The 12,343-nt window shown below is 70.9% G+C and carries 12 protein-coding genes; 9 read left to right on the top strand and 3 right to left on the bottom strand.

Annotated elements, in window-relative coordinates; genetic code table 11:
• Positions 1-8 precede the first annotated feature (8 nt).
• Both ACFYWY_RS24185 and ACFYWY_RS24180 read left to right on the top strand, forming a co-directional pair.
• The gene (locus tag ACFYWY_RS24185; protein ID WP_389190093.1) at positions 9-593 is read left to right on the top strand and encodes a TIGR03086 family metal-binding protein; all 585 of its coding nucleotides are present in this window, start codon (positions 9-11) and stop codon (positions 591-593) included.
• A 178-nt stretch (positions 594-771) separates the two neighbouring features.
• Entirely contained in the window at positions 772-1,113 is a 342-nt protein-coding gene (locus tag ACFYWY_RS24180) for a hypothetical protein (protein WP_389190092.1), read from the top strand.
• A 90-nt stretch (positions 1,114-1,203) separates the two neighbouring features.
• Here ACFYWY_RS24180 and ACFYWY_RS24175 read toward each other — a convergent pair whose 3' ends face one another.
• The 3 genes from ACFYWY_RS24175 to ACFYWY_RS24165 all read right to left on the bottom strand — a co-directional run bounded on the left by ACFYWY_RS24175 (position 1,204) and on the right by ACFYWY_RS24165 (position 3,806).
• Positions 1,204-1,662, bottom strand: a complete 459-nt coding sequence (locus ACFYWY_RS24175) for a CBS domain-containing protein (protein WP_389190091.1) — start codon at positions 1,660-1,662, stop codon at positions 1,204-1,206.
• Between the two features lie 273 nt (positions 1,663-1,935).
• On the bottom strand, positions 1,936-2,235 hold the full coding sequence (locus ACFYWY_RS24170; RefSeq protein WP_389190090.1) for a hypothetical protein: 300 nt from the start codon (positions 2,233-2,235) through the stop codon (positions 1,936-1,938).
• A gap of 299 nt (positions 2,236-2,534) precedes the next feature.
• A complete protein-coding gene (locus tag ACFYWY_RS24165; protein ID WP_389190155.1) occupies positions 2,535-3,806 on the bottom strand; it encodes a hypothetical protein in 1,272 nt (423 codons plus the stop codon).
• 253 nt (positions 3,807-4,059) lie between these two features.
• On the opposite strand from ACFYWY_RS24165, the gene ACFYWY_RS24160 reads away from it, so the two are divergent.
• From ACFYWY_RS24160 to ACFYWY_RS24130, 7 genes are all read left to right on the top strand, one after another.
• A complete protein-coding gene (locus ACFYWY_RS24160) occupies positions 4,060-5,544 on the top strand; it encodes a cellulase family glycosylhydrolase (protein WP_389190089.1) in 1,485 nt (494 codons plus the stop codon).
• Positions 5,545-5,616: 72 nt separating this feature from the next.
• Positions 5,617-6,915: an alpha/beta fold hydrolase gene (locus ACFYWY_RS24155; protein ID WP_389190088.1), complete on the top strand. Its 1,299-nt coding sequence runs from the start codon at positions 5,617-5,619 to the stop codon at positions 6,913-6,915.
• 165 nt (positions 6,916-7,080) lie between these two features.
• Positions 7,081-7,665 carry a helix-turn-helix domain-containing protein gene (locus ACFYWY_RS24150; protein ID WP_389190087.1) on the top strand — a complete coding sequence of 195 codons (585 nt, stop codon included), beginning with the start codon at positions 7,081-7,083 and terminating at the stop codon, positions 7,663-7,665.
• Positions 7,666-7,746: 81 nt separating this feature from the next.
• Positions 7,747-8,715 (top strand): NADPH:quinone oxidoreductase family protein, encoded by a 969-nt coding sequence (locus ACFYWY_RS24145; RefSeq protein ID WP_389190086.1) that lies wholly within the window; start codon positions 7,747-7,749, stop codon positions 8,713-8,715.
• Positions 8,712-9,929, top strand: a complete 1,218-nt coding sequence (locus ACFYWY_RS24140; protein WP_389190085.1) for an acyl-CoA dehydrogenase family protein — start codon at positions 8,712-8,714, stop codon at positions 9,927-9,929. Before ACFYWY_RS24145 ends, ACFYWY_RS24140 begins: the two co-directional genes overlap by 4 nt.
• The gene (locus tag ACFYWY_RS24135) at positions 9,926-11,014 is read left to right on the top strand and encodes an acyl-CoA dehydrogenase family protein (RefSeq protein WP_389190084.1); all 1,089 of its coding nucleotides are present in this window, start codon (positions 9,926-9,928) and stop codon (positions 11,012-11,014) included. The genes ACFYWY_RS24140 and ACFYWY_RS24135 overlap by 4 nt, the downstream gene beginning before the upstream one ends.
• Before the next feature lie 449 nt (positions 11,015-11,463).
• Positions 11,464-12,324, top strand: coding sequence for a phosphatidylinositol-specific phospholipase C/glycerophosphodiester phosphodiesterase family protein (locus tag ACFYWY_RS24130; RefSeq protein ID WP_389190154.1), 861 nt, complete (start codon positions 11,464-11,466; stop codon positions 12,322-12,324).
• Positions 12,325-12,343 lie beyond the last annotated feature (19 nt).

Below are 12,343 nucleotides of genomic sequence, written 5' to 3'. Positions count from 1 at the left end.
AGAAGGAAATGAACACGATCGCCGACCGTTATCGCAGACACGCCGACGCCTTCGAGCGCAAGGTCGCCGCCGCGGGGTCCGACCAGTGGTCCAGCCAGTCACCGTGTGAGGACTGGACGGCCAGGGACGTCGTGGGCCACGTCATCGACATGCACGGGGTGATGCTGCGCCCCCTCGGGCGCTCCCTCAGCCCAGCACCGTCGCTGGAGGACGACCCGCTTGGAGCCTTCAAGTCCGCCCGCGCCGACGTCCAGGCCGTCCTCGACGACCCCGAGAGCGCCGGCACCGAATGCGACACCCCCAACGGCCGTATGACGGTCGAGCAGCAGATCGACCAGGTCATCAGTGACGACATGGTGCTTCACGGGTGGGACCTCGCTCGAGCCACCGGGCAGGACGACACGATGGACCCGGCAGACGTAGAGCGAATGTGGTCGAACACCTCGGCGCTCCCGAAGGAAGTGCTGGAGATGCTGCGCACGCCGGAAGCGTTCGGGCCGGGAGTGAAGGTCTTCGGCCCGGAGGTGTCGGTCCCGGAGGACGCGCCGCTGCAGGACCGGCTGCTCGGTCTGATCGGGCGCGATCCTCGATGAGCCCAACGCCTGGACCGGCATCGGCGATGTCCGGGGCCGACCAGGGTATGTCCCCTCGTGCGGGCGGTCGGCCGGTGGCGGTGCTGTAGCCCGGCCGGCCGCTCACCGGATGCCGCCCCGCCGGGAACCCGGCAGGGTGGCCTCCACCAGGACTTCTCCGCACAGAAGAGGACTGCCCATGTCCGTGACCGATCACCGGCGCCTCGGCGTTGCCGCTGGGGCGGCGCTCCTGACCATCGCCGTCGCGGGCTGCTCCGACCTCGGCCGCGACGCGGTGGGCACCATCTCCTACGAAACAGAGGGGGAGCGCCTGGTGATGGTGTCCAACCCCTCGGTCAAGGGCTGCCACCGCCTCGCGCCGGCAGGCGCCACTGAGGTCATCAACAACACCATGGTCGACATCGTCCTGTACCCCAGCCCCGACTGCTCTGGGGGTGACACGACGTATCTGGCGACGGAGTCGTCCAACCGCATCGCGCCCCGCGCCCCCGCCTGGCGGAGCTACACGATCGTCCACTGAGCGCTTCTCTCCGAAGGTCCCGCCAGACCCCGGCCTGTCAGAGCTGTGAACCGCCGTGACGCTGATCCGTCCGAGGTTCGATCAGACACCTCAACCTTGGGACTGACCAGACTTCCGAGCAGTCGCGTACACACGGCTCGCGAACTCCGCGATCTGTTCGTCGCTCAGGTTCTTCGCGAGATTCGCCTCCGTGATCATGCCGACCAGACGGTGGCCGCTCTGCACGTCGATCACCGGCAGCCGCTTGATCTGGTGTTCCTCCATGGTCGTCAGGACCTCGGTCGCATCCGCTTCGGCGTCGATCCAGTGCACCTGGGCATTGAGAGATCCGGCCTGCACGGTTGCCGGGTCGATGCCTTCGGCGCAGCACTTGACCACGATGTCACGGTCGGTGATCAAGCCTGTGAGCTTGTTGTTGTCGCCGCAGATGGGCAGGCAACCGACGTCCAGATCGCGCATCATCTTCGCCGCCTCGAACAGCGACTGGTGCGCGCCGACGCACTGCACGCCACCGGACATGATGTCGCGGGCTCGCAGCTTCTCAGCCATGATTTCCTCCCGTCCCTGAGAGCGTTGTGTCCTCCGCCATCGATCACAACACGAATGGCTCAACACCGCTCCCCGGACGTCGGCGAGCCGGAGGAACCGGATCGGCCGCGATCGACCACGGATCCAGTTACTCGCATACCCCATGAGCGAGCATCCATGACGTGCGACGACGCCCGGTCCGGCGCGCGCGACGGTTCAGGCGGGCCGCTGTGTTCCGTCACGCCGGAAGGCATGGTCGTCCAGCTGCGCGCGCCAGTGGGTGGGTCTGCGCGGCTATTGCTCCAGGTGACTGAATCCCACCTCGAAGCGTTCGACCGACACGACCCGTTGGCCTTCCCGCTTTGCGGCTTCCTCGCGGAGTCGGGTTCCGCGGCCCTCGCTGGCCTGCATGGTCGCCTCGTTCTCCCACAAGGTCAGCGACTTGGCCCTCCCGGAGGCTCGGTCGACGAGGTAGTACACGCCCCGGAAGCCTGGAACCTCCTGGACCTGCTTGAGAACCGCTTCCCAGTTCGCGGTGAGGTTGCCCTCCGCGGGAACTGGTGATCCCTGATAGGTGCTCAGCCTCGCGAACATCGCTGCCAACCCTTTCCTGCCCGGCTGCCGGCCGGGGGGACAGGCAGCTCCAGGACCAGGGTGCTCCGGCACGCCGCGCGCCGCATGCCGAGCAACCGTCCCACCCATCCACCAGCCCTGTGGGCGCGGCATTCGGACGATACGAGATGCGCGCCGGGCGACAAACTGCTAGCGGCGGCATGTCGGAAATGGCTCGTGCAGGACGACGCGGACGAACGTCCGGTCGTTCGACGGTCTCCAGCAGTACGTGGTGGGCTGGACCGGAGGACCGGCGCCGAGCAGGGCTAGGTCCCGCCTGGCTAGGCCGGGCGGCCCGAGTGCAGGCTTTCCAGGCGCCTTTGCAGCACCTGCAGCGCCCCGCGCTGACGGCCGGGAACGCTGCGGCGCAGCCGTACGAGACCCGGCGCGAGCGCCCGCGCCCGCGGCAGGTCCCGGATCTGCTCCCACTGGTGGTGGGCGCGGTCGACCGCGCCTTCGACGTCCCGGTCGTCCGGGGCCTGGCGGCGCGTCAGCCGGGCTTCGGCGGCGGCCATCCACAGCTCGCAGCTGAGGCCCGGATCCTGGGCGAGCCGGGCGAGGTCGGCGCGTACTTCCAGCCAGTGGATCGCCTGCACCGAGCCGGGCCCGTGGATCCGCAGCTCCTGCTGCTCCCAGGCGGCGGCAGCGGCGGCGGCCTCGCTGTGCCGCCCGGACTGCGCGGCCGCGAGGATCGCCGGATGCGGGTCGTCGGGCGAGGGCAGGGCTTGTGCGGTCGCGAACTGCGTGGTGGCTGCCTGCCGCTTGGCCGCAGCCTGCGCAGCCGGGTTCGGGGCGGTCGCGATCTGCGCAGCCGGATTCGGGACTGTCGCGACCTGCGGGGGTGCGACCTGCGTAGCCGGTCTCCAGGCGGCCGCGGCCTGCTGTTCGGCCGGAGAGGTCCCGGCCGTCAGCAGCAGCGCCTCATCGCCGCCGGCCCGCGCCGCGGCCTGTTCGTGCAGCACGGCCAGGTCCGGCCGTGCTCCGCTGCGCCAGATCGCGGCGCACGCCTTCAGATAGTCGGGCGTGGCCGCGCCCCGCCGCTGCCGTGCCGGGGCGACCCGCCCGTACAGGCGGATGCCCTGCCCCAGGGCGAGGCCCCGCGACGTGACGTGCCGCCATGCCTCGGCGTCGGCGACCAGGTCGACGACCACGGTCGTGGTGCCGGGGGGCCGGATCGTCGTTTCTGCGGTCAGCCAGTGCCAGGGAAGCGCCGTGTAACGCATCGTCGTCGGCGTGGTGCGGGCGAGTGCGAGGTGCAGCAGCCGCTGCTTCCGGTCGAGTTGGAGCTGCCCGGCGATGTACAGGAACAGCGGCCCCTCCGCGGCCGCCGTCGCCCGGATCCGGGTCAGTACGGTCTGCGGGTCGAGGGGATCGGCGAGTTCGATCACGGTCGCGGCCGGGGTGCCGGTCAGCGCGCTGGGCGGGACGGCCGCGAGCGCGGGCAACACGGAACTCGCCTCGATCAGACGCCCCTTGCCGACCGGCGCGGCCGCGATCAGCAGCGCGGTCCCCGGCGCCGCTGTGTCCCCTCCGGTGATCACCACACCCAGCACCGTAGCCGACGTCGCAGACACCGAGTGCGCCGTACGGTGTGGTCCTCACCTCGCCACGCCCCGCCCGGAGCGGCGTTCACTCTTCAGCACCACAGCACGGCACCACTGCAGTGCGACGCGCCCGATCTCACCGCCGCCGCCGATCATTCTTGTCATGGCCCTTGCGGGACGGGGTGGACGCTGCTATTCCATCCGGTTAGGAAAGTTTCCTTTCAGTTGAGCCGTCCCACCAGCCCAGGCAACGGAGACCCCCATGAGACCGGCACGGTTCTGGTTACGCTCGCTCGGCGGAGTCGGCACGCTCAGCGCCGCCCTGCTCCTCGGCCTCACCGCGGCACCCACCGCCCCGGCCGCCCCCACGGCGTCCGAGGCCCCGGCGGCAGCCCCCGCAGCCGCCGTCACCCACGAGGCCGAAAACGCGGCCGTCTCGCAAGGAGTCGTGGAGTCCAACCACGCCGGCTTCACCGGCAGCGGCTTCGTCAACTACAACAACAACACCGGCAGTTACGTCCAGTGGACAGTGAACGCCGCCCAGGCGGGCAGCGCGTCGCTCACCATCCGCTACGCCAACGGCACCACCACCAACCGTCCGATGGACATCACCGTCAACGGCGCCGCCGCGGCCACATCCCGCGCCTTCCCCGGCACCGGCGCCTGGACCACCTGGACGACGACCACCATCAACGCGAATCTCAAGGCCGGCGCCAACACCGTGCGGGCCACCGCCACCACCGCCAACGGCGGCCCCAACGTGGACCACCTCGCGATGGACGCGGGCGGCCCCGCCCCCGGCGGCAAGACCCCCGTCGAGATCAACGGGCAGCTCAAGGTGTGCGGCACCAAGCTCTGCAACCAGTACGGCAAGCCCATCCAACTGCGCGGCATGAGCACCCACGGTCTGCAGTGGTACAGCCAGTGCGTGACCTCGGGATCGCTCGACGCCCTGGCCACCGACTGGAACGCCGACGTCCTGCGCATCTCCATGTACATCCAGGAGGGCGGCTACGAGACCGACCCGCGCAAGTTCACCGACCTGGTGCACTCGATCATCGAGCAGGCCACCGCGCGCGGCATGTACGCGATCGTCGACTGGCACATGCTCAGCCCCGGCGACCCGAACCACAACCTCTCCCGCGCCAAGACCTTCTTCACCGAAATCGCGCAGCGCCACGCCAACAAGAACAACCTGCTCTACGAGATCGCCAATGAGCCCAGCGGCGTGAGCTGGTCGAAGATCAAGAGCTACGCAGAGCAGCTCATCCCGGTCATCCGGCAGAACGACCCGGACACCCCCGTCCTCGTCGGCACCCGCGCCTGGTCCTCCCTCGGTGTCTCCGAGGGCTCGGACGAGACCGAGATCGTGAACAGCCCGGTCAACGCGTCCAACATCATGTACACGTTCCACTTCTACGCGGCGTCGCACGGCTCCGAGTACCTGGCCACCCTCTCCCGTGCCGCCGACAGACTCCCCATGTTCGTCACCGAGTTCGGCACCCAGACCGCATCCGGCGACGGCGGCAACAACTTCAGCAGAGCCCAGCAGTACATCGATCTGATGGCGAGCAAGAAGATCAGCTGGTCCAACTGGAACTACTCCGACGACAGTCGTTCCGGCGCCGTCTTCAAGGGCGGCACCTGCGACAACAACGGTCCCTGGACCGGCACCGGGCCGCTCAAGCCCGCCGGCGTCTGGGTCCGTGACCGCACCAGGACCCCGGACGACTTCCCGACGAGCTGACCCCGCTCCGAACGTCCCCCGCCCGCCCATGTGATCCCATGGGCGGGCGGGGGCGTACAGAACGGAGCATCAGTGACCAGCTATCGCCAGCCGGGAATCCTTCTCACCGACCGGCGCTTCACCGTCCCGCTCGACCATGCCGACCCGGCGGGGGAGCAGCTCGAGCTGTACGGCCGCGAGGTCGTCGCGAGCGGGCGGTCCGGCGCGGATCTGCCCTGGCTGGTCTATCTGGAGGGCGGCCCCGGCTTCGGCGCCCGACGCTTCGTCGGCAAGCAGGCATGGCTCAGTCGGGCGGTGCAGGAGTACCGGGTACTGCTCCTCGACCAGCGCGGCACCGGCCGCTCCACACCCCAGAACCGGCAGACCCTGCCACTGCGCGGCGGACCACAGGCCCAGGCCGAGTACCTCGCCCACTTCCGCGCCGACAGCATCGTGCGCGACTGCGAAACCATCAGACGGCTGGTCACCGGCGGCGCTCCCTGGACCGTCCTCGGCCAGAGCTTCGGCGGATTCTGCGCCACGCACTATCTCTCCACGGCCCCCGAAGGGCTGCGCACGGTGATCGTCACCGGCGGTCTGCCCGCCCTGGACACCCCTGCCGACGACGTCTACCGGGCCGCGTACCCGCGTATCCAGCGCAAGGTCGAGGCGCACTACGACCGCTATCCGCAAGATGTACGACGGGCTCGCCGCATCGCCGAGCACCTCGCCGAGTACCGGCCCGTGCTGCCCGGCGGCTACACCCTCACGCCCGAGGCATTCCAGTCCCTCGGGATCCTGCTCGGCGGCGGTGACGGCAGCCACCAGCTGCACTATCTGCTCGAAGACGCCTTCGTCCGTACGGGACATGGCCACGAACTCTCCGACGCCTTCCAGCAGGGCGTGCTCGCCGTCCTTTCGCACGCCGCGCATCCTCTGTACGCCGTGCTGCACGAGGCGATCTATGCCCAGGACACACAGCCGACCGCCTGGGCCGCCGAGCGGGTGCGCGCCCGATTCCCGCAGTTCGACGCGGCGAAGACGCTGGCCGGGGACGGGCCGCTGCTGTTCACGGGGGAGAGCGTCCACCCGTGGCACTTCGAGGTGGACCCCGCGCTGCGACCGCTGCGCGAGACCGCCGAAGTGCTGGCCGCCCGCACCGACTGGACCCCGCTGTACGACCCCGCCCGGCTCGCCGCCAACGAGGTTCCGGTCGCCGCGGCCGTGTACCACGACGACATGTACGTCGACACGGAGCACTCGCTGCGCACCGCCCGCACCATCCGCGGACTGCGCACCTGGGTCACCGACGAGTACGAGCACGACGGGGTGCGGGCGAGCGGTCCCCGCGTGTTCGACCGGCTGCTCGCCCTCGCCCGCGGGGATGCCTGACCGGGCCGTCGGCCGCGCGACGCCGGACGCCCTCCACGTCGTACCCGCCGGACGTCCTCCACGTCGTACATCTGTGTCCGCCTCCGACACTCTGTGCCCTCCTCGGACGGCGGCTCCGGACCGGCGGGATTGACAAACCGCATTGCTGGTTCCGCAAATGGTTCCATGGACGACGACGCACGGCTGGACGCCGTACTCGATGAGGTGGGGCCGCGGCTCCGCAGGATCAGGCGGGAGCGCGGTGCCACGCTCGGCGCGCTCTCGGAGGTGACCGGGATCTCCGTGAGCACGCTGTCCCGGCTGGAGTCGGGGCGGCGCAGGCCGAGCCTGGAGCTGCTGCTGCCCATTGCCCGGGCCCACCAGGTGCCGCTCGACGAGCTGGTGGGCGCGCCGCCGGTCGGTGATCCGCGGGTGCGGTCGAAGCCGATTGTCCGGCACGGCAGGACGTTGCTGCCGCTCACCCGTCAGCCGGGCGGCCTCCAGGCGTACAAGGTGGTGCAGCAGCCCGGCAGTGCCGAGCCGGAGCCGCGCACGCACGAGGGGTACGAGTGGCTGTACGTCCTGTCCGGCCGCCTGCGGTTGCTGCTCGGCGACCATGATGTGGTGCTCGGCGCAGGCGAGGCGGCGGAGTTCGACACTCGCGTGCCGCACTGGTTCGGCCCGGCGGACGAAGGGCCGGTGGAGTTCTTGAGCCTGTTCGGCCCGCAGGGCGAGCGCATGCATGTGCGGGCCAGGCCGAAGCGCGGCTGACGAGGGTCTTCCCGAGGAGGCAAGCGACCGCTTAGTATGCATCGGAGCGTGGTACTGCCTACGGTTTGTGGAGGCTCCGAAATGCAGGCATGGCGAGTGCACCGGAACGGCGAGCCGAGCGAGGTGATGCGGCTCGAAGAGGTGGAGCGGCCCACGCCGGGCGAGGGGCAGTTGCTGCTGAGGGTCCGGGCCGCGAACATCAACTTCCCCGATGCGCTGCTCTGCCGCGGCCAGTACCAGGTCCGGCCGCCGCTGCCGTTCACGCCGGGCGTGGAGATCTGCGGCGAGACCGAGGACGGCCGCCGCGTGATCGCCAACCCGGCGCTGCCGAACGGCGGACTCGCCGACTATGTCGTCGCCGACGCCGCGGCCGTGCTGCCCGCGCCCGATGCCCTCGACGACGCAGAGGCGGCCGCCCTGCACATCGGCTACCAGACGGGCTGGTTCGGTCTGCACCGCCGCGCCCGCCTCCAGCGGGGCGAGACCCTGCTGGTGCACGCGGCCGCGGGCGGCGTCGGCAGTGCGGCCGTCCAGCTCGGCAAGGCGGCCGGCGCGCGGGTCATCGGTGTCGTCGGCGGGGCCGACAAGGCACGCGTCGCGCGGGAGCTGGGCTGCGACGTCGTCGTCGACCGCCGCGAGGACGACATCGTCGCCGCGGTCAAGGAGGCCACCGGCGGCCGTGGCGCGGACGTCGTCTACGACCCGGTCGGCGGCGACGCGTACGCCAAGTCCGTGAAGTGCATCGCCTTCGAGGGCCGGATCGTGATCGTCGGCTTCGCCAGCGGCGCGATCCCCACCCCGGGTCTCAACCACGCCCTGGTGAAGAACTACTCGATCGTCGGCCTCCACTGGGGCCTCTACAACCAGATGGACCCGGCCGCCATCCGCGGCTGCCACGAGGAGCTGACCAAGCTCGCGGCCGAGGGCGTGGTCAAGCCGCTGATCAGCGGGCGCGTCGCCATGAAGGACGCCGCCGACGCCGTCCAGCGGGTCGCCGACGGCACGACCACCGGCCGCCTGGTCGTCATCCCGGAAGGTGAGAGCCGATGACGGACGCCGCCGAACTGCGCAGCCGTACAAAGGAGTTGCTCGCCGCGCACCCTCCGGCGAGCACGGACCGCACGGACTTCCTGAAGGCACGCTTCGACGCGGGCCTCGCCTGGGTGCACTACCCGAAGGGGCTGGGCGGACTCGACGCCCCGCGCGCCCTGCAGGCCGTAGTGGACGCCGAGCTGACGGCCGCGGGCGCGCCCGACAACGATCCGCGCCGAATCGGCATCGGCCTCGGCATGGCCGCGCCGACCATCCTCAAGTACGGCTCCGAAGAGCTGAAGCGGCGCTTCCTGCGGCCTCTTTGGGTCGGCGAGGAGGTGTGGTGCCAGCTGTTCAGCGAGCCCGGCGCGGGGTCCGACCTGGCCGCGCTCGGCACCCGCGCGGTACGGGACGATGGGGGCAACTCCCGCTCGGGGGAAGCCGGGAGTGGGGGAGACTGGGTGATCAACGGGCAGAAGGTGTGGACGTCCAGCGCCCATGTGGCCCGCTGGGCGATCCTCATCGCGCGCACCGACCCCGATCTGCCCAAACACCGTGGCATCACATACTTCATCTGCGACATGACCGACCCCGGCGTCGAGGTGCGGCCGCTGCGCCAGATCACGGGTGAGGCGGAGTTCAACGAGGTCTTCCTCACGGATGTGCGGATTCCCGACGCGCACCGGCTCGGCGAGGTCGGCGAGGGCTGGAAGGTCGCCCAGACCACCCTGATGAACGAGCGCGTCTCGATCGGCGGCAGCCGCATCCCGCGCGAGGGCGGCATGATCGGCCCGATCGCGCAGACCTGGCGCGAACGCCCCGAGCTGCGCACGCACGATGTCCACCAGCGGCTGCTGACCCTGTGGGTGGAGGCCGAGGTCGCCCGGCTGGCCGGTGAACGGCTGCGCCAGCAGCTCGCCGCCGGACAGCCGGGCCCAGAGGGCAGCGGAATGAAGCTCGCCTTCGCCCGCCTCAACCAGGAGATCAGCGGTCTGGAGGTGGAACTCCTCGGCGAAGAGGGCCTGTTGTACGACGACTGGACCATGCGGCGCCCCGAACTCGTCGACTTCACCGGGCGCGGCGCCGGCTACCGCTATCTGCGTTCCAAGGGCAACTCCATCGAGGGCGGCACCAGCGAGGTGCTGCTGAACATCGTCGCGGAACGAGTACTCGGGCTGCCCTCCGAGCCGCGCAACGACAAGGACGTCGCCTGGAAGGACCTGACCCGATGAACCCGCAGCCCGATCTGCTGTACTCCGAGGCCGAGGACGATCTGCGCGCCGCCGTACGCTCCCTGCTCACCGACCGTGGCGACACCGCGTCGGCGCTGGTGCGCGCAGAGGCGGGCGCGCCGTACGACCCCGAGCTGTGGAAGGGACTCGCCGCTGACATAGGCGCGGCAGGTCTGCTCGTACCGGACAAGCTCGGCGGACAGGGCGCCTCGCACCGAGAGGCCGCGGTGGTCCTGGAGGAGTTGGGCCGTGGCGTCACGCCCGCGCCGTACCTCACCAGCGCGGTGATCGCGACCGAGACGCTGCTCGCCCTCGACACCGAAACCGCGGAGGTCGCCGAACTGCTGACCGCCCTCGCGACCGGCCGCAAGGCCGCTGTGCTCGCCGTGCCGCTGTCGGCTTCTCCGCACGGGCCGCTTCCCGTCGACGCATCCAGGGTCACCGGGGTCGCGGACGCAGCCGTGGCAGATGTGCTGCTCGTGCTGAAGTCCGACGGGCTGTACGCGGTCGAGAAGGCGGCCGCCACCGTCGAGGCGCAGATCCCGCTCGACCTGACCCGTCCGCTCGCCGCCGTCACCGTCGGCGACACCGCGCAGGCAACCCGCCTTGCGGACGCGGCAGCCGCCGAGCAGGCCGTACGCCGCGGACTGCTGGCCGGGGCCGGGCTGCTCGCCTCAGAACAGCTGGGACTCGCCGAGTGGTGTCTGGAGGAGACGGTCCGTCACACCCGCGAGCGGCACCAGTTCAACCGGCCGATTGGATCCTTCCAGGCGCTCAAGCACCGTATGGCGCAGGTGTGGCTCGAGGTCGTCTCGGCCCGTGCCGCGGCCCGCAACGCCGCCGACGCGCTTGCCACCGGCAGCCCGGAGGCCGCTGTGGCGGTGGCCGTCGCGCAGGCGTACAGCTCCCGGGTCGCCGTGCACGCCGCGGAGGAGTGCGTTCAGCTGCACGCCGGCATCGGCATGACCTGGGAGCACCCCGCGCATCTGTACCTCAAGCGTGCCAAGGCCGACGAGGTCGCCCTCGGCACGCCGGGGCGCCACAAGGAGGCACTGGCGGAACTGGTCGGTCTCCAGGCTCCGTAGGAGGCCGGAGACAGTCCCGTCCTTTCTGGCCGCCGCACCGACCACCGGCGCGGCGGCCTGATCGTGCCCGGGCCGGGGCACGGCGGGGGGGTAGGGACGCGAGGTACTCGGCTGTCGCCTGTACCCGCGTCCCGGCTCGATGTGCGCCCGCACGACGCGCCCGTACGACGCGCCCGTACGACGCACCCGCACGACGCGCCCGCACTGGTCCCCGCGCGGCGGACCCCAGTCCCGGCCCGATGCACGCCCCTCGGCGGACCCGAGTCCCCGGGCGAAGCGCGTATCGCGTCCCCTTGGCGCCCCCGGACCCATGAACCGGCGCAGCCACCGCACCGCCCTCTGACGCCCCGGTGACAGATGGCCGAACTCTTCCCCAGGCGCCGCCCCTTGGCGGCCCCGGCACGCATACTCCACCGTGTCCTGTCCCACGCGTCCCGCCCGGAGTCATGATGCCGCTCACCACCCGACGCAGAGCCGTCACCATCCTCGCCACCGCCCTCGCAGGAACCGTCGCCGCACCCGCGTACGCGCACGCGGCCGAGAGCAGGGGACACGGCCCCCTCCGCCGGGCCCACGCCCACAACGACTATCTCCACCAACGGCCCCTCCACGACGCCCTGTCGCACGGCTTCACCAGCGTCGAGGCCGACATTTTCCTGGTCGGCGGGGACCTGCTCGTCGCCCACGAGCCCGCCGGCCTCGACCCGACCCGCACGCTGCGCTCGCTCTATCTCGACCCGCTGCTCGCGCGCGTGAAGGCCAACCACGGCTCCGTGTACCGCGGTTACCACCGTCCCGTTCAGCTGCTGATCGACATCAAGACGGACGGCGTCGCCGCCTATCTCGAACTCGACCGTCAGCTACGGCACTACCGGCGGATGCTGAGCAGCTACTCCTACGGCCACGTCCGCCTCGGCGCCGTGACCCCCGTCATCTCCGGCGACCGCGCGGCCCGCGTGCCCATGGAGGCCCAGCGTGTCCGGTACGCCTTCTACGACGGCCGGCTCGACGACCTCGGCACCGCCGCCCCCGCCCCCGCCTCCTTCATCCCGCTGATCTCCAGCAACTGGACGCAGAGCTTCAGTTGGCGCGGTGTCGGCCAATTCCCCACCGCCGAGCGGGAGAAGCTGCACGCGATCGTCGCCACCGCCCACGACCGCGGCCAGCGCGTCCGCTTCTGGGCAACCCCGGACGTCGCCGGGCCGGAACGCGACGCTCTGTGGACCGAGCTGCTCGCCGCCCGCGTCGACCACATCAATACGGACGACCTGGCCGGCCTGGAGCGCTTCCTCCGCGCCCGCGGCCAGTAGACGGAGCCCGCCGCGGCGC

Origin of the sequence: Streptomyces sp. NPDC002870 (assembly GCF_042888505.1) — a bacterium.
Classification (GTDB): Bacteria; Actinomycetota; Actinomycetes; order Streptomycetales; family Streptomycetaceae; genus Streptomyces.
The sequence above is the reverse complement of the archived record's forward strand: the minus strand, read 5'-3'. Positions and strand labels throughout refer to the sequence as shown.